Annotated in this window: 17 protein-coding genes; 15 read left to right on the forward strand and 2 right to left on the reverse strand. The window is 57.2% G+C overall.

Features of this window, described 5'->3' with window-relative positions:
• The 14 genes from NRB16_RS04115 (at position 1) to NRB16_RS04180 (ending at position 13,505) form a co-directional block, all read left to right on the forward strand.
• On the forward strand, positions 1-321 hold the full coding sequence (locus NRB16_RS04115) for a phage head closure protein (protein WP_257105533.1): 321 nt from the start codon (positions 1-3) through the stop codon (positions 319-321).
• Between the two features lie 14 nt (positions 322-335).
• On the forward strand, positions 336-518 hold the full coding sequence (locus NRB16_RS04120) for a hypothetical protein (RefSeq protein WP_257105534.1): 183 nt from the start codon (positions 336-338) through the stop codon (positions 516-518).
• A gap of 3 nt (positions 519-521) precedes the next feature.
• The gene (locus NRB16_RS04125; protein ID WP_257105535.1) at positions 522-1,091 is read left to right on the forward strand and encodes an HK97-gp10 family putative phage morphogenesis protein; all 570 of its coding nucleotides are present in this window, start codon (positions 522-524) and stop codon (positions 1,089-1,091) included.
• A 3-nt stretch (positions 1,092-1,094) separates the two neighbouring features.
• Entirely contained in the window at positions 1,095-1,481 is a 387-nt protein-coding gene (locus NRB16_RS04130) for a DUF3168 domain-containing protein (protein ID WP_257105536.1), read from the forward strand.
• A gap of 57 nt (positions 1,482-1,538) precedes the next feature.
• Positions 1,539-2,027, forward strand: coding sequence for a hypothetical protein (locus NRB16_RS04135; RefSeq protein ID WP_257105537.1), 489 nt, complete (start codon positions 1,539-1,541; stop codon positions 2,025-2,027).
• A 68-nt stretch (positions 2,028-2,095) separates the two neighbouring features.
• Positions 2,096-2,458, forward strand: a complete 363-nt coding sequence (locus NRB16_RS04140; RefSeq protein WP_257105538.1) for a GTA-gp10 family protein — start codon at positions 2,096-2,098, stop codon at positions 2,456-2,458.
• Positions 2,459-2,764: 306 nt separating this feature from the next.
• On the forward strand, positions 2,765-8,704 hold the full coding sequence (locus NRB16_RS04145; protein ID WP_257105539.1) for a hypothetical protein: 5,940 nt from the start codon (positions 2,765-2,767) through the stop codon (positions 8,702-8,704).
• Positions 8,701-9,597 carry a hypothetical protein gene (locus NRB16_RS04150; RefSeq protein WP_257105540.1) on the forward strand — a complete coding sequence of 299 codons (897 nt, stop codon included), beginning with the start codon at positions 8,701-8,703 and terminating at the stop codon, positions 9,595-9,597. The genes NRB16_RS04145 and NRB16_RS04150 overlap by 4 nt, the downstream gene beginning before the upstream one ends.
• Positions 9,597-11,351: a hypothetical protein gene (locus NRB16_RS04155; protein ID WP_257105541.1), complete on the forward strand. Its 1,755-nt coding sequence runs from the start codon at positions 9,597-9,599 to the stop codon at positions 11,349-11,351. The genes NRB16_RS04150 and NRB16_RS04155 overlap by 1 nt, the downstream gene beginning before the upstream one ends.
• A gap of 9 nt (positions 11,352-11,360) precedes the next feature.
• On the forward strand, positions 11,361-11,849 hold the full coding sequence (locus NRB16_RS04160) for a hypothetical protein (RefSeq protein ID WP_257105542.1): 489 nt from the start codon (positions 11,361-11,363) through the stop codon (positions 11,847-11,849).
• 117 nt (positions 11,850-11,966) lie between these two features.
• On the forward strand, positions 11,967-12,290 hold the full coding sequence (locus NRB16_RS04165; protein WP_257105543.1) for a DUF2623 family protein: 324 nt from the start codon (positions 11,967-11,969) through the stop codon (positions 12,288-12,290).
• A 110-nt stretch (positions 12,291-12,400) separates the two neighbouring features.
• Positions 12,401-12,874: a hypothetical protein gene (locus NRB16_RS04170; protein ID WP_257105544.1), complete on the forward strand. Its 474-nt coding sequence runs from the start codon at positions 12,401-12,403 to the stop codon at positions 12,872-12,874.
• The gene (locus NRB16_RS04175; protein WP_257105545.1) at positions 12,871-13,056 is read left to right on the forward strand and encodes a hypothetical protein; all 186 of its coding nucleotides are present in this window, start codon (positions 12,871-12,873) and stop codon (positions 13,054-13,056) included. The genes NRB16_RS04170 and NRB16_RS04175 overlap by 4 nt, the downstream gene beginning before the upstream one ends.
• Entirely contained in the window at positions 13,053-13,505 is a 453-nt protein-coding gene (locus NRB16_RS04180; protein ID WP_257105546.1) for a DUF1353 domain-containing protein, read from the forward strand. The genes NRB16_RS04175 and NRB16_RS04180 overlap by 4 nt, the downstream gene beginning before the upstream one ends.
• 11 nt (positions 13,506-13,516) lie before the next feature.
• Here the strand turns inward: NRB16_RS04180 and NRB16_RS04185 are convergent, their stop codons facing one another.
• The gene (locus tag NRB16_RS04185; protein ID WP_257105547.1) at positions 13,517-13,780 is read right to left on the reverse strand and encodes a hypothetical protein; all 264 of its coding nucleotides are present in this window, start codon (positions 13,778-13,780) and stop codon (positions 13,517-13,519) included.
• Positions 13,781-13,979: 199 nt separating this feature from the next.
• On the opposite strand from NRB16_RS04185, the gene NRB16_RS04190 reads away from it, so the two are divergent.
• Positions 13,980-14,774, forward strand: a complete 795-nt coding sequence (locus tag NRB16_RS04190) for a DNA adenine methylase (RefSeq protein WP_257105548.1) — start codon at positions 13,980-13,982, stop codon at positions 14,772-14,774.
• A gap of 165 nt (positions 14,775-14,939) precedes the next feature.
• Here the strand turns inward: NRB16_RS04190 and NRB16_RS04195 are convergent, their stop codons facing one another.
• Entirely contained in the window at positions 14,940-15,758 is an 819-nt protein-coding gene (locus tag NRB16_RS04195; protein WP_257105549.1) for a hypothetical protein, read from the reverse strand.
• Positions 15,759-15,838: the final 80 nt, after the last annotated feature.

Raw genomic sequence — 15,838 nt, forward strand, 5'->3', positions numbered from 1 at the left:
ATGCGCGCTGGTCCTGCACGACACCGCTTCGAGCTGAAGAAGGAAGAGCGGACGCCGGACGGCGCAGGCGGCTCAGACGTTACCTGGGTCAAGGTCCGCGATGTCTGGGCGCATATGACCCTGCCTTCCGGCAGGCTGGCGGCTGTTGCCGAGCGGATTGAGGCGCAGGTCACCGCCGAGCTGCTGATTCGGCCCACGCCGGAAGCGTGCGCGGGCCGGCGCCTTGTCCGTTCTGGTGTCACGTACGAAATTCAGGCGGCTCTGCCTGATAACACCAACTCCCTGCTGCGGTTGCTCTGTTCGACCGTGGCCAATCCCTGAGCGAGGTAGTACCTATGCAAGTTAAGGCGAAGGCGCGCATTTCAGGTGCGACGGGTGATCGTGAGCCCGGTGACGAGTTCGAGGTTGAGGACACCTTGGGCCAGAAGCTGATCGATCGCAATCTGGTGGAGAAAACCGGAAAGGCCAGCTCGGCCCAGCGTGATAAAGCGCCGGCGCTGGAAAAACCGGAGCAGTAAGCTGTGGCCAAGCGCCGCTCCCGGCTCGCCGGTGACTTCAGACTGCGAAAGTTGCTACGCAACATTCATAAGACGATGGACAACGAGATCAAACCGGAAATGGTTGCATCGGCGGAAAAGGTGCTGGCGACCATGCGCGAGCTGATTCCCAAGGATACGGGAGCAGCTGCGGCAGCACTGGCCGTGTTTGTCTCAAAAAGCGGGCTGGATGCTCAGGTTGGTTTGCGTGGCAAACGCGATAACCGGCGATTCTTCTACCTACGGTTCATCGAGTACGGAACAAAGGGGTACAGCGGTTCGATGTACCGGCGGGCTGATAGCAACGCTGTCGGTGGTGAGCATACCAACAACCGTGACAAATCGAAGATGGGGGGCAAGCGCAACACCTTGCGAGCGCGGGAGACGAAGAACAAGTCGGATGGAACCAATTTCTTCGGCAAGTACCCGGACATTCCGGCCCGGCCTGCACATCCGTGGTTGCGGCCTGCACTGGATGTGAACAGGGAGTTCGTTCGGGCTAATCTCGCTCGCGCAATCAACAAGACGCTCAAGCGGGCCAGTCAAGGAGGATAGTTGATGTCAGATCCTGGCTTTGCTTTGCAGTCGGCGCTGTTCGAGCGCCTCACGGCTGAGGTTTCGTGCCCTGTCTATGACGGTGCTCCGCTGGACACGCCCAAGCCGTACGTGTCCATCGACCGCGAGATCGTCACCAACGCTCGCCCGTTGGCGGGTCGTAAGCGCGAAATCCGCTTTATCTATCTCAGCGTCTGGTCGAGCCATGTCGGCCAAGCCGAGGTCAAGCGGATCAACGGTGAAATCTTTGCAGCCCTGGATCGGCGGCGCCTGCCGCTGTCTGCGGGCCGGGTCGTTGCCATGAGCGTCGAGCGGGCCGATGCCCAGCGGGATGCTGACGGCAAGACCTACTCGGGCTCAGTGACGGTTCGTGTCCTGACCACCCATTAACCCATTAGCCGCAGTGCGGCGTTTTATTCAATCCAATGTGCCTTTGGAGGATCCCTTATGGCCGACGATAATCTCAACACAGCCGCTGGCTGTATGTTCTACCTCGGCACCAAGACCGGTGCTGAAACCGAGGCCGAATACAAAGCCGATGTCTACGCGTCTGTTGGCGAAATTGAAGACTTGGGTGAGTTCGGCGATACCTTTAGCGCTGTGAACTTTACTGCATTGGCTGACGGCCGGGTGCGTAAGTACAAGGGTACCGCTGATGCGGGTGACATTACCTTGGCGATTGGCCTGGACAACAGCGATGCAGGCCAGGCGGCAGTGAAAGTCGCGCACAAAGATCGTTCGAAGGGCGATTACAACATCAAAATCACCCTCAATGACGGGGACCCTAATGCAACGCCGGCGGTGGCTCCGACCACCTTCTACATGCGCGGCAAGGTGATGAACAACACCGTTGCACCAGGTGGTGCAGACAACGTGGTGCGCCGCAACGTCACCATCGCGATCAACTCCGACATCCTCGAAATTCTCCCAACCTAATCGGTTGACTGGCGCTGTGTTCGCGCAGCGCCACCGCACTGAATCTTCACTTTCCCAGGAGCAATACCATGTCTCGCACAAACCACGGTACCGTCGTTATTCAGATCGGCGATGAAGAACACGTGCTTAAACCCAGTTTGAAGGCGCTCAAGGCGATCGAGGGTCGCTTCGGCGGAATCCTGCCAGCTTTGAATTCGGTAGGCAGGGCCAACCTGACTGATGTTGCTTTCATCATTGGCGTCGGCTCCGGCATTGGCCCTGGCAACAAGAAAGCCTTGGATGCGCTGGAAGAGGCTGTTTTCGATGCCGGCTTGAATAAGGTCGGCAGCCAAGTGCCGCCCTACCTTACGGCATTTCTCAATCCTGCAGGCAAAACTGATGCGGAGCTGGAAGCGGATGCCGCTGCGGCAGCTGCTGAGGGAAACGAGTAAGGCGCGAGCCGAACAGCAGCATTGTTGATGAGCTGTTCTGTCTGGCTACCGGTTCGCTGGCCTGGCCGCCGTCTGAGGCGTGGGATGCGCCTATCGTTGAGATCCTGATGGCCTGGGAGGCCCGAGTGAAATTCCTCAAGGACTCCAACCCCTTTGCGTCTAAGTCGGCGGCTGATAAGCCGAAACTGTCAGTCGCTGATCGCCTGAAGGAACGGCTGCGGGGTGTCCGCAAGAAAAGTTAGGGCATTGCCCTGGAGTTGATGCCGAGCCCGCTTATGCGGGCTCTTTGCTGTCTGGAGGGGGGATATGGCAGACGCAGACGTACAAGGGCTGTTGGTACGCATTGAGGCAACAACGGCACAATTGCGGCAGGAAGTAGCCCGAGGTGAGGCCAGTGTCGCAGATGCGGCTGACAGCATTGAGGATAGCCTAGAGCGGGTCGACCACGCGTTCGATGAAACCGGTGAGAATGCGGGGGTGCTGCAGAAAGCGGTCAGTAGTGCCTTCACAGGTATGGGTATCGCGGCTGGTGCAGCGGTTGCGGGACTGGTGGCTATCACTACTCAGGCCACGGCCTATGCCCAAGAGATCAAGAATCTTTCTGCGCTGTCGAACACGACCGTCAGCGACTTCCAGAAAATGGCGGCCGGCGCCGCGACAGTTGGTGTTGAGCAGGACAAGCTCGCTGATATTTTCAAGGACGTTAACGACCGGGTCGGCGAGTTCATGCAGCGCGGCGGTGGGGAGATGCAAGACTTCTTCAAGGAGATTGCTCCCCATGTCAGCGTCACTACTGACCAACTCGACTCCTTGTCAAAGGCTACAGGCGTCACCATCGCACACTTCGCGTCGCTGTCCGGTCCTGAAGCCTTGCAGTTGTACTACACAAGTCTGGAGAAGGCAGGGCTGAATCAGCAGCAGATGACCACCTACATGGAGGCCATGGCTGATGAAGCGACTGCGCTTATTCCGTTGTTGAAAAACAATGGTCAGGGCTTCAAAGAAATTGGTGAACACGCCGAGAAGGCCGGGAAGGTGCTGAATGCCTTCGAGGTCGATCGCTTGGTCAAAGCGAATCTTGCGATCAAGGATCTGCAGGGTTCTCTCGATGGTGCCTCTCGCCAGATGGTCATCGGCCTGTTGCCTGCGATTGAGGATGTCACAAGCCGTCTGACTGAAATGTCGAAGAACGGTGCGATGGACATCATCGGCGGGGCCGTGGGATTTCTTGTTGAAAACCTGAACATTCTCGTAGCTGTGATGGGGGGCAAGGTCGCAGCTGCCTTCGTCGGCTATATATCCGGCCTGGCAGCCAGTACTGCCGCTACCTACCAGAGTCGGGCTGCGAACATTGCGGCAGCGGCCAGTGCTGCCGAGGTGGCACTGGCTAACCAAATCGCGGCGCAGTCCGCAGTCGTGCGCGCAGAGCGCGAAGCGATCGCGGCACGTGGCACCGCGGTGCAGACCCAGATGTCGATCCAGCTCGCTCAAGCCCGAGTGGCAGAGCGCGCTGCTACGACTCAGCTTGCCGCTGCGCAGGCGGGACTGGCAGCCAGTCAGGGCGGGCTGTTGGCACTGCTCGGAGGCCCGGCCGGTTTGGCAGCTCTGGCGGTGGGCGTCGGTATCGCGTTTCTCACGATGGGCGGCAATGCCAAAACTGCTGGGGCAGATCTGGAGGCGTTGAAGCGGCCAATCTCTGAGCTGCGCAAAGAGTTTCAAGCGCTGAACAGGGACCAGAAAGAGGCTACTTTGGTCACCGCCATGCGTCAGCAGGAACAGGTGATTGGAGAGGCTGATCGGGCGTTTGGTGACTTCCTGAAAACCTCCCGTGAAGTCTTGGGCTCAGGTATTGGCACCCGCGTAGCGAGTGAGTTCGAGGCTGCTCGCGCTAAGGGTGAGGGTTTGTCAGGCGCACTTGAGGACCTTGGTCGGCGCTTCCACATCCCTGAAGAAAAAATGCGCACGCTGAAAGAATCGGCGGGTGTGTTTGCCAACCTGCAGGTTGCCAGTGGTCAAGCGGCCGCCAAGGTCGCTGCGTACCGCGAAGAGGTCGAGGCGAGCAAAAAGCCAGCGGACGGTAAGGCTGAGGCCGACAAGCTTGCTGCCAAGGCGGTCGAGAAATATACCGAAGACCTGGACAAGCAGCTAACCAAGCTCAAGGACAAGACTGCTGTAGAGCAGGCTGGCACCTGGTTGACTGAGCAGAAAATCTCTGCCGAGAGCGAGTTGGGTAAAAAGGTACTTGAGCACGCGAAGGCGATCGACAAGCAAAAAGAGGCTGATAAAGCGGCGACGGATGCCACGAACGCAGCCGCTTCGGCCAACAAAAAAGCAGCCTCCGAGACTCAGGCCCGGAGCAAGGCTCTGGCTGATCTGCAAGCGGCGTCCGATCGTGAAGTCAAAGCGGTGGACGGAATCGCGGCTGCCTATGCGGCAGGTACTGACAAATCCCGCGAGTTCACCCTGCAGCAGAAAGTCGAAGAGGCTCTGCTTAAAACTGGAACTGATGCCCGCGTTGCGGTCGAGAAAGCAGTCAATGCTCAGGCAGATGCTCAAGATCGGCTCAACGTCACTCGTGCAGCTTATGAGCTGCAGCAGGAAACTACTGACCTGGTTGCTCTGGCTAAGGCGCAACTGGCCGGCGCCGATGCTCTGGAAGCCTATAACCTGCAAAAGTCGATGACCGTCGCCTTGGCCGGTAAAAACATCGAGTACGGCAGCAGAGAGTACGAGCAGCTCCTGAAGGCCAACAAGGCTCAGCAGGAGGCTTTGAAGATCGTTCAGCAAGCTGATGATGCTGGCAGCATCATTGATCGATTGTATCCAGAAGCGAAGGCTCTGCGGGAGTACACTGCCGAGCAGGACGCTTTGAACGCTGCTATGAAGCTTTATCCTGAAAACGCTGCGCTTTATGAAGCGGCATTGGTAAAGCTCGGGGCCGAGTACGAAGTAAACAAGAGCAAGGCCACTATCTGGGGCCAGATGACCGAAGCTGCTGTGGACCGCATCGACGGCGTATTTGCCGATGCCTGGGCGAACATTGGCGACGGCGCGGAATCGCTATGGGACAACCTCAAGAAAGGCTTCAAGCAGACGCTGGGCGAAATCGTCCATATGCTTACCACCAAGCCGCTGCTGAACTCGTTCGCAAACTGGCTGACGGGCACCGACAACGGTAAAGGTCTGGGCAGTACCTGGGAGAAGATCCTCGGTAGCCCTAACAGCACGTCAGGAAGCGGCAGCGGTGTAATGGGCTTCCTGAGCACCGCAAAGACTGCTGTCGATCTCGCAAAGAGCGGGTTCGTCACTGAGCTGCGCACGGGCTTCGCTCAAGACGGCCTCACCGGCGCGTTCAGGTCCGGTGCCGATTACGTCTCCGAGGCAGTGACCAGCGCTTTCACAGTCGGGTCAGAGACGGCCGCCGCCGCTGCACAATCTGCTGCACAGTTCACTGTTGAAAGCACAACCGCCGGGCTCAACGCAGCCGCTGCCGAGTATGCCACTCAGTTCGGCGTACAAATGGAGATCAGCGCCGGTGCAGTCGATACAGCGCTAAACGCATCGAACGCTGCGCTGACCAATACTCTTCAAGGACTGAGTACTGCGCTTAGTGTGATTGGTATCGCGTATAGCATCTTTACCGCGTATGAGAACTACGGGGTGGAGGGTGCAGCTGTGACCGCTGGCTTCACGGCCGCCGGCGCATACATTGGCTCGATTGTGCCTGTAATCGGCACCGCCATTGGTGCGGCAATTGGCGCCGTAGTCGGCAGTATCGCGAGCTCGTTTGCGTTCGGCTCGGGTGAAAAATTTCCGGAGTTGTCTGGTTCGGCATCCGGCACCTGGCAGGGCGGCAAGTTCACAGATAACGGCTGGGTTGAGGGCTGGAAAGAGAAACAGCCCAAGTTCGGCGACGCGGTAAACGCTGAGCTTGGTGCGACAGTGCAGAAGTTCACCTCGACCATGGGCATGCTGTATTCGGTATTTGGCGATTCAGACGCCAGTATCTCGCTCGATAACACCATGCGGCAGCGCAAGACGTCGGGTGACTATTCAAGCGCGTTTCTGGCCACCCTGAACAACGGCCAGACAATCACCGGTATTCAGCAGCACGCCGGTGGTGATGTGGTCGAAGGCATCAAGCAGAACTATGAATACGTGATGGGTTCGCTCCTGGCTCAGGCGATCGTCAATTCTGATGGTATCCCTGCCTACTTCAAGAACCAGTTCATGGGCTTCGCGCGTGATTGGGAGTCCTCTGCTGATGATGTGATTGCTGCTATCGAAGGGGTTTTCACCCGGTTCAATGGCGTGAACTCTGCGCTGAAGCAGATCCGGGTTGGCGTACTTGAGATCGGCGACGTCGGTCTGCAGGCGTCGGATGCGATTCTGAATATGGTCGCGAAGTTTTCCGATCTTGACGTGGACACCGCTTCAGCGAAGGAAAAAGTTAATGCGCTGAACGAGCTGGTGAACGGCTACTACCAGGCGTTTTTCAGCGAGGGCGAGCGGTTCCAGGATCTCGAGAAAACTCTGCGCGGCACGTTCCTCGGCTTCAACATGGAGTTCCCTGATACACGAGAGGCGTACCGGAAAATCGTTGAGGACATTGACGTCACTACGATAGCTGGGCAATCCATGTTCGCAACGATGATGGGCCTTGCGACATCTGCGGATGCCTATTTCTCAACGCTTGAAGAGGGTGCGTCGAACTACTACGACCTGTTCACCACTGATAGCCAGAAGTCGCTGGACCAGATCGCTGCGACCCGCGCGGCATTCACGGCGCTGGGCGTCGAGCTACCGGCTACACGCGATGCGTTCGTCTCGATGGTTGAGGCAGCGAAGAAGGGGCAGGTAACAGGTAAAGCTACTGCTGATGCGTTAATGGCCTTGGCCACCAGTGCCGACACTGCTTACCAGGCGCTTCAGGGGCAGTTAGTGGGCAACGCGAATGCCGCTTTCGCAGCAGTGCAGCGCTCGATCAACGCTCAGAAAACCTCGATCAACGACATGATCACCACTGCGCGCGAAAGCGCTTCAGGCCTCACGTCGATCAGCACTGCGCTGAGCAATGCGCTCAAAGCCCTGCGCGGCGACGGCGACGACGCAGTGCGGATGTTGCGTGATCAAGCGAAAGCCACTGTCGTATCAGCCCTGGCAATTGCGAAGGCCGGCGGGTCGCTGAGCAAGTTTGAGGGTCTTGAGGATGCCCTGTCGGTCATCAGCGACAACGACACGTCGCTGTACAGCTCGCTGGAGGACTTCAATCGGGAGCAGGGGCGCAATGCCAATCTGATCGCTGAGCTCAACGGTCTGAACGGCAAGCAGCTTTCGGCCTCGGAAAAGACCATCAAGGCCTTGGAAGATCAGCTTGTAGGTCTGGACAAGCAACTGGAGTTCGCTCAAGCGCAGATGGATGCGCTCAACGGCGTCGATACCAGCGTCAAGACCGTAGCGGACGCGATCAAGGAAATGAACGCGGCCGTGGTTGCCGCCATTGGCACGATCAGCGGCAAGATCACTGCGCAGAACGCCGGCACGCTCGTTGATTCGATCTATCAGGACAAGCTCGGTCGCCCTGCTGATGCCGGGGGCAAGCAGTATTGGGTTGATCAGATGACAGGCGGCTCGCTCAACGCAGGCAACATCACAGGCGCGATCACGAACGCGGCGGCGATTGAAGCTGCTTACAAGGCTGCCGGGATCGCGATGAACGACGGTGCTTCGTACTGGGCAACCCAGCTCACCACCGGCGCGATGACTCCTGCGCAGCTCCAGGAGGCTGTCCGTAACGCAGCAATTGCGAACGGGTCGATTCGCGGCTACGCCACCGGCGGGTTGATCGCAGGGCCCGGCACAGGTACCAGCGACTCGATTCTGGCTCGCCTCTCGAACGGCGAGTACGTGATGAGCGCCGATGCCGTGCGGATGTTCGGTACCGGGCTGCTCGATCAGATGAACGACGGGCGCCTGCCGGGCTTTGCAACTGGCGGCGGGATCAACGTCGGTGAAACCGGTCCAGTGCTGCAGATCACCAGGCCTGCGCAGATCTACAGCCAGCCGCAGCGCGGGACGGAGCAGGGCGGCAACACCGCGGCTCTGGAGCGGAAGGTCGACATGCTGATCGATGTCGTGAAGCAGATCGTTGGCCCGATGAAAGTCAATTCCGACGAAAACAGCAAGCTCATGAAGAAATGGGACCGCGTGGGCTTGCCCACGAAACCGGTTAAGGAGGAGGCATGAGGTTCATCAGGCCGATTGATGTAACACCTGCGGGCCTGGTCAGCAATGTCCCCGAGAACGATAACCCTGTGTGGTCGGCAACGGCCACGTACGCGCTCGGTGCCAAAGTGATGCTCGACCACAACAACTGGGAGGCGCTGGCGGCCGTGCCGGCCGGCGTCAAGCCAGGTGCAGAGACTGTCACGAAGGAAAATCCGGCCAAGTGGCTCGATCTGGGTGCCACGAACCGCTGGAAGATGTTCGACAGGATTGTCGGCACTCAAACCACCAACCCCGGCTCTGTCTCGGTCACAATCCAGCCGGGGGCGGTCATCAACTCCCTTGCACTGCTCAATGCCCAGGGCGAGACGGTGACCGTGGTGATGACCGATCCGCTGGAGGGGGTAGTAGCCACGCGCAGCTTTTCCCTGATCGATGGCAGTGTCGATAACTGGTACGACTGGTTCTTCGAAGGCATTGAGTACCGCAGCAGTGTGGTGGTACTCGATCTGCCTTCCTACGGTACGGCCAGCATCACCATCACAGTGACCAGCAGCGGCACGGCCGCAGTGGGCGCACTGGTGATCGGCAAGGTTGCCGAGATCGGTATCGCGCTCTATGGCACCGGTGTTGGCATTGACGACTACAGCGTGAAGGAGCGAGATCGCTGGGGCGGCTGGTCCGTGACTGAGGGCGAGTTTTCCGATACCGCAAAATTCCCCGTCGTTGTCGATACCGATCGGGTGGCGAAGGTGCGGCGAATGCTGACCGAAATCCGGGCTCGGCCCGTGGTCTGGGTCGGCGAGGAAAGCTACGAAGCCACAATTCTTTATGGGTTTTACACATCGCTCAGCCTGATTTACTCCGGGCCGATTCTTTCCGACTGCCAGCTTGAAATCGAGGGCCTGACCTGATGGCTATTACACCAATTCCACTGCTTCCCGATGCACCATCCCGGTCTGAAGGTCCTGCTGCGTTCAACGCCAAATCAGATCCGTTTATCGCGGCATTGCCGCCGATGGTCGTCAACATTAATGTTCGGCTGGCGGCTATCAATGAGGCTGTGACCACAGCTGAAGGCTACAAGAACGCCGCAGCTAGCTCTGCAACAGCCGCCGCCAACTCCGCTGCAGCGGCGAACACAGCCAAGCTGGCTGCCCAGCAAGCGGTCTCGGATGCATCGGCGGCCGGTGCTGCACAGGTCAATCTGGCCGCCCAGCAAGTCACACTGGCAAAAGCTCAGGCCGACCTGTCAAAGCAGCATGCGGATAGCTCACAGGCGTACGCTACTGCCGCGCAGTCTGCGGTCGGCGCCCCGTCGCTGGCAGGCAATGCTTACAAAGTGCTGGGCGTGAACGGTACCGCTACCGGTGTCGCTTGGACTTGGGGCCTGCCCAACACTGCTCTGGCCGCCCGTGGACAAGCTGTGATGTGGGGCAACGGTCAGCCGGTATGGGGCTTCCCTGACCGAATTGGCGACGTTGTGATGAGCGCCAATGATCCAGGCTCTCTGTACCTTCCTTGCGACGGCACAATTCGCTTGAAGGCCCCATTCCCGCTGTTGGCTGCGAAGTTGGGAAGCCTTGGCGGCAAGACCGGAGATTTTGCGACTCAAGCAACCTCGATCACAACTGGATCATGTATCGGCATCGCTGTTGCGCCAAATCCTACGCCGGGCGGAAAGCCGTACATTTTGCATGCTTTCGCTAACGGCGCTTTAAGCATCAGTAAGGACGGCGGCGCTACTTGGGCAAACGTGAATTTGCTTTTAAACGAGATTGGCAGCCTGACCGCGCTATCATTGAACTTTGATCTAAAGAACAAGAAATGGATCATTACGCTTTCTGGCGCAACAGGGAATGCGCCGTCATATTACGAATTGGGACTTGAGGGTTACCCTGGCATTATTCGCGCAGCTAGCGGGACTGTTCTTGGCGGAGCATTCAGTAAGATAGTTTGCGACAAAAACGGCGTATGGCTTGCTTTGCCTACCGCTGTTAGCCGATACGTCTACAGGTCAACCAACTCTGGAAATTTTAACAATGGTGCATGGACCCAAGTTGATGCATTGCAATCAGCGCTATGGGCCGATGCAGACACCGATGACCAAGGTATATGGGTTTTGGTTGGTGGGAGTCTGTCCCAGGTCTCACGAGACAGCGCATTAACATTCAAAAACGTAGGTCCGAATGCCTCCAGTGGAGGATCATTCACATTTGTAAGTACCGACAAAAAAGGGAATTGGCTTGTCGGGGGAAATGCCGCTTCTGGAAGTTTCAAAAGATCTTCGGATAACGCAATAAACTTTTATCTTTCGCCATCACCGGTAGCTGTCAATGCAGGCTTCGCTACTTCCGCATACTCTGATGGATTTTTCTTTTTTGCCACAAACACTTCAATCTATTCAGTGCCCGCTGATCCAGCAATACTAAGCGTCACAGGAAACGGCGGTAATGCTTACACTATACAGCCGGTAACCAACATAGCCAACATGGGCCGTGTCGCCGCTCTGGACGGTTGGGTGTTTGGAGCAGTTACCGCGGTCAACAATCCCATTGTCGTTAAATCCGTTCCATCATACGCATACGACACCGCCAGTCAGTTCGCGCTGCCGTATATTCCGGCCCCGGTGGGTCTCAACTGCTACATTCGCGCCCTTGAGGCGTAAGGAGTACCCATGGACGATATCTACATCTACCAGTACGACGGCAACCGGGTATTCACGACTGCTTTCAAGGTCGAGGACATCTACGGCCCGGTTCCGGCAGGCACGACCGTAGCACCCCCAGAGTTGAAGAAAGGGGAATTTGCGCAGTGGAACGGCCAAGAGTGGAGCAAGCTATCCAGTTATCCAGTGCCGGTCTTGCCTGAGCTGCAGCCGGATCCTGCGCAAGTAACCGCGGCATTCGAGCACGCTGTTCAGTCAAAGCTCGATGCGGCTGCGCGGGAGCGCGGCTACGACAGCCTGGCCACCGCCATCTCTTACGCTGAGGAACCAGCAGTGCCGCGCTTCCAGGCAGATGGTCAAGCGTTCAGGCGTTGGCGCAGCCTTGTCTGGGACTACGCGCACTCGGTGCTCAACGCAGTGCTGGCCGGTGATCAGGTGCAGCCGGAGCTTGATGAGTTCCTTGAGTCGCTGCCGGCGCTTGAGCTGCCGGCCGGCTAGGATGTCTGTGCGCGACGGGCCTGAAAGGTCGTATTTTGGCTGGCCTTTGGCTGTAGAGGGGAGTGATGGCATAGGTTAGTATTCGCTGCCCAATACGGCGCTCGCACGGAGATAGTAATGTCAGCAGCTTACGACCAAGGCAAAAAAGATGGGGTTGAAGCAGACGTGCCTATGAATGGCTTTGCGGCCTCACAAAAGGATTCACGTTATGTGCGCGGGTATTTCGATGGATACACCTACAAGCGCTCGATCACGGTAGGGACCAACCAGGCAGCTTTTGAGGCGGGCCAGCTCTGCCTTGAGTACCGACTGCCCTACGACGATGTAGCTAAAACCTATGACCATCCTCATGACGACACGCCACGTAGAATGTTTGATGGTGGTTACGGTGTAGATGATGAAGATCAGTTTGAAGATGATGAAGATGACTTTAGGGATTGATTTCCAGTAGCACGGCATATTCGCCAGCTTAGCTGTCCACCATGACGGTATAAGAATTTTCTGAATAGCCCGCCAAGCGCGGGCTTTTTTTCGCCCAAAGGAAAGTGACCATGCTGAAACAAATCCGCGCCTCGGCCATTGCCCCGGCGCTCGCTCTGCTGCCTGCGAAAATGTCCGGCCGACGAGCTGAGCAGATGCTGCTGACCATCGGCCTGCAGGAAAGCCGCTTTGAACATCGGCGCCAGATCGGCAACGGCCCGGCCCGAGGCCTGTGGCAGTTCGAGCGTGGCGGTGGTGTCCGTGGCGTGCTGGAGTTCCCGAGCACCAAGGCCCTGGCGCGCTCGGTCTGCGAGGCCTGCGACGTTGCCCCGGTTGCTGCTGACGTGCATGCCGCAATGGAGCGTGACGACGTGCTGGCCGCTGCATTCGCTCGACTGCTGCTATGGACAGATCCTGCGCCGCTGCCTGCCGTGGGCGAGGTTCAGGCTGCATGGGCGCTATACATCCGCACTTGGCGACCCGGCAAGCCGCATCGGCACACGTGGGACGGGTTCTATGCCCAAGCAATGGAGGAACTGGCATGAAGCGCGTGGCCCTGCTGATCTGCATCGCCGGGCTGCTTCAGGGCTGCGCAGTCCAGGCCCTGAGCTACGCGGCCGGTGCCTATTGCGCGGCTCCGGAGCCGGCGCGCCTGGCAAACCGTATTCTGGTCAATGCCTCAATTGCGCCCGATCGCATTGAGGTCACTTGCGGCGGTGCGCCATGACCGGCCGCTTTCTCGATCCTCTGGTGCTCCAGGCCTACGCCAGAGGCGAGTGGGTGCTGATGCAGGACTTCCGGTACCAGTCGGCGGATGGCGAGATCTACACGGCGCCGAAGTACTTCATCACTGACCTGGCCTCAACGCCCTGGATCGTCAAACCGCTGCTGGCCGGCATCGAGGACAGGGCCTGCGGGGTCATTCACGACTTCCTGTTCTGCGAGAACAAGCTGCCACGGGTCGTCTGTGACGCGCTCTATTACGAGATGATTCTGGCGATCAACGTCGGTGACCGGAGAGCCGGGGCAATCCACACCTTCCTGCACCTGGGCAGCGGGCCAGCCTACGCACGGTGCGCAGGCGGCATGAAAGTCGAGGATCTGGCGTTTGAGCTGATGAGCGAGGCGGAGCGGGTGGGATGGCGCGCGAGGCTTCAGCTTGCTTCTGCTCTCTGATATCTGAGCTGCTAGTGCTTGTCGGCGTGCTGGGCGCGCTCGACATACATCTCCGAAAGCTTCCTGCTGCTGCTTTCGGCCTCTCGCCTGAACATATCTCGCTCATCCGATGCGTCAGAGAGCATCCGAATCAGTTTGGCTTGGTTTAACCGGTAGCGCTCCACTTCGCCGCGCAGCAGATCATTCTCAGTCTCAACGAGTGACAGTTGCTGTCGCAGTGTTTCTTCCGGGGCTGGGTTTCCGAACCAAGCTTCTGCTTCAAAATCGATGTCCATAGGCCTGTCCTGAGTACTGTCTGATAGGCAGTGGTGTGGTCATCACGATAAAAGGAGCGATCCGCGCAGGTGCGCCAACACCTGAGCGGATCACCGAACCCGCAGACCCTTCCTGCAAGTCCAGCCGTGGCCCCTGCTTCGTGCACAAAGCGCCGCGAGCCTATCACCTGTTTATCCATACAGTAAAGACTTGCAATTTATGACATCTCCTATCGTTCCATGGATGGGTGGCAAACGCCGCCTAGCCGCACGCTTGATCCCTCTCTTTCCCCCTCATGAATGCTATGTCGAAGTCTTCGCCGGCGGTGCCGCGTTGTACTTCATGCGACCCCAAGCAGCGCCTGTCGAGGTGCTGAACGACATCAACGGCGACTTGGTCACCCTTTACCGGGTGGTGCAGAACCACCTGGAGGAGTTCATCCGCCAGTTCAAATGGGCGCTGTCTTCCCGTCAGATCTTCGAGTGGCAGAAGATGACCCGTCCTGAAACCCTCACCGATATCCAGCGTGCGGCGCGTTTCTTCTACCTTCAGCAGCATGCGTTCGGTGGGAAGGTAAGTGGCCAGACGTTCGGTACCGCGACCACTGGCCCTGCAATCAACCTGCTGCGGATCGAGGAAAACCTTTCAGCCGCCTGGCAGCGTCTGGCTGGCACCTACGTCGAGAACCTGCCGTGGCTGGAGTGTGCCGAGCGGTACGATCGGGCGCACACCTTCCACTACATGGACCCGCCTTACTGGCAGACCGCAGGCTATGGCGTCGGCTTTGAGTTCGATCAGTACCTGGCGATGGCCGACTTTATGCGGCGCTGTAAGGGCCGTGTGATGGTCAGCATCAATGACCACCCGGAGATCCGCCAGGCGTTTGAAGGGTTTCACTTTGAGACTCTGGACATCCGCTATACGACAGCCAACCAGCGCACCAGCCAGGCCGGGGTGAGCGGCGAGCTGGTGATCATGAACTGGGAGCCGGTAGCGCTGGGTGGGTTGTTCTGATCGAACAGTGGGCCAAAACCTGGGCCAATGTGTCAGTGAACGGCAGGGAGGTTCAGGGATAAAGGCTTGCTCAAGGCCCGTAAAACCGGGCCTGAATCCCCGTGCAGCCCTTTGGTGCCGTTATAAAAAATGTCGCGGCGTGCTTTCAGCAGACTGAGGACAGATCTATCCATCCATGATGCTATCAATTTTTAGATAGCTGTTGATACTATTCATGATCTTGTCTGAGATGGGCTTAAGGTTTTTTCTTCGCTCATTGAAAATATTGGAAATCCATGCGCCTTCAAATTTTAGTATGCTGTCTGGGGTGGGGTAATATCTGGTCATGTCTTTGGCGCATGCGGTGATTGTCGAGCCAATCAAAGGTAGATTGCTCTGGGCAGTATTTGAAAATTCATTGATCAAGTTGCGTACTTCTTTAGGGATCAGGGGCGAGGCGGCGAGTCGCTGAATCTCACTTATCTTGTCTAAATATTTTTGAGTGAATGAGATCATTGGGTGATCATATTCATACCATTTTGCTAACAGAATGGCCGGTTGTGATATTTTTTCCTCAGTCTTTTGAATCGAGTTTTCGCCTGGTTTGACTTTTCTCAAATGTTTAACAGCATGCTCTGCCGAAATTATTCCTCCAACAAGCTGCTTTTTTTCTTCGTTTCTCCGTGTTACGTCTAATTGCAAAGTGTCTGAGAAAAAAGATTGTACATAGGCGTCGACCATTTCTTGAGCATTTAGGTTGAGAATATTTTCGAGGTCTAGTTCAGATATTAAGTCATGTTCGCCCTTGTTCTGAAAAAATAGTAGGATTTCTTCAAAGGCTTTTAGCTGAAGTTTGAAAGTTTCCGTTTTGATCGGGGCAAACAAAGTCTTTTTTGCCTGTCGGTATGTCATTATCGCGACGCAGGAGGTTGATATCCAAAAGACCACATTGGCAATATCCTTTACCGTGTTAAAGTTGGGGATCAACTTGTAGAGCCAGTCCATAAAGCAAGCTTCCATTGGTGAGATATACTATAGGTCGTTTCTGAGGCACTAGAAAAAATGCTCATAGCATTATGCTACCA

This window comes from Pseudomonas sp. LJDD11, from assembly GCF_024584215.1.
GTDB lineage: Bacteria > Pseudomonadota > Gammaproteobacteria > Pseudomonadales > Pseudomonadaceae > Aquipseudomonas.

What these genes read in the sequence shown, in the direction of transcription:
- NRB16_RS04115 (WP_257105533.1), top strand. Translation starts at nt 1, where the DNA reads ATGCGCGCTGGTCCTGCACGACACCGCTTCGAGCTGAAGAAGGAAGAG.
- NRB16_RS04120 (WP_257105534.1), top strand. Translation starts at nt 336, where the DNA reads ATGCAAGTTAAGGCGAAGGCGCGCATTTCAGGTGCGACGGGTGATCGT.
- NRB16_RS04130 (WP_257105536.1), top strand. Translation starts at nt 1,095, where the DNA reads ATGTCAGATCCTGGCTTTGCTTTGCAGTCGGCGCTGTTCGAGCGCCTC.
- NRB16_RS04135 (WP_257105537.1), top strand. Translation starts at nt 1,539, where the DNA reads ATGGCCGACGATAATCTCAACACAGCCGCTGGCTGTATGTTCTACCTC.
- NRB16_RS04140 (WP_257105538.1), top strand. Translation starts at nt 2,096, where the DNA reads ATGTCTCGCACAAACCACGGTACCGTCGTTATTCAGATCGGCGATGAA.
- NRB16_RS04145 (WP_257105539.1), top strand. Translation starts at nt 2,765, where the DNA reads ATGGCAGACGCAGACGTACAAGGGCTGTTGGTACGCATTGAGGCAACA.
- NRB16_RS04150 (WP_257105540.1), top strand. Translation starts at nt 8,701, where the DNA reads ATGAGGTTCATCAGGCCGATTGATGTAACACCTGCGGGCCTGGTCAGC.
- NRB16_RS04155 (WP_257105541.1), top strand. Translation starts at nt 9,597, where the DNA reads ATGGCTATTACACCAATTCCACTGCTTCCCGATGCACCATCCCGGTCT.
- NRB16_RS04160 (WP_257105542.1), top strand. Translation starts at nt 11,361, where the DNA reads ATGGACGATATCTACATCTACCAGTACGACGGCAACCGGGTATTCACG.
- NRB16_RS04165 (WP_257105543.1), top strand. Translation starts at nt 11,967, where the DNA reads ATGTCAGCAGCTTACGACCAAGGCAAAAAAGATGGGGTTGAAGCAGAC.
- NRB16_RS04170 (WP_257105544.1), top strand. Translation starts at nt 12,401, where the DNA reads ATGCTGAAACAAATCCGCGCCTCGGCCATTGCCCCGGCGCTCGCTCTG.
- NRB16_RS04175 (WP_257105545.1), top strand. Translation starts at nt 12,871, where the DNA reads ATGAAGCGCGTGGCCCTGCTGATCTGCATCGCCGGGCTGCTTCAGGGC.
- NRB16_RS04180 (WP_257105546.1), top strand. Translation starts at nt 13,053, where the DNA reads ATGACCGGCCGCTTTCTCGATCCTCTGGTGCTCCAGGCCTACGCCAGA.
- NRB16_RS04185 (WP_257105547.1), bottom strand. Translation starts at nt 13,780, where the DNA reads ATGGACATCGATTTTGAAGCAGAAGCTTGGTTCGGAAACCCAGCCCCG.
- NRB16_RS04190 (WP_257105548.1), top strand. Translation starts at nt 13,980, where the DNA reads ATGACATCTCCTATCGTTCCATGGATGGGTGGCAAACGCCGCCTAGCC.
- NRB16_RS04195 (WP_257105549.1), bottom strand. Translation starts at nt 15,758, where the DNA reads ATGGACTGGCTCTACAAGTTGATCCCCAACTTTAACACGGTAAAGGAT.